1 protein-coding gene is annotated in these 261 nt (G+C 57.5%); it reads right to left on the minus strand.

Annotated features, from left to right (window positions below; translation table 11 throughout):
* Positions 1-261: ATP-binding cassette domain-containing protein (locus tag MTX36_RS30770; protein WP_243623218.1), on the minus strand; the 261-nt coding region annotated here is incomplete at both ends.

A 261-nucleotide genomic window follows, 5' to 3' on the forward strand; every position in this document is an offset into this window, starting at 1 on the left:
AGGATTCGGTGATGTGCGTACCGATTCGCTTGAACGGGTTGAGCGAGGTCATCGGATCCTGGAAGACCATGGCGATCTCGGGGCCCCAGAAGTGCTTCATCTCAGACTTTTTCATCGTCGACATGTCGCGACCGGCAAAGGTCACGGTGCCACTGATATCGAGCGCCGGACCCTTCTGGAGCAGACCCATGATGGTGCGACCGAGAACCGACTTACCGGAACCCGACTCACCGACGATGCCGAGAGTTTCACCTTCGTTGA

The organism is Rhodococcus sp. ARC_M6 (assembly GCF_022810305.1).
GTDB lineage: Bacteria > Actinomycetota > Actinomycetes > Mycobacteriales > Mycobacteriaceae > Rhodococcus_F.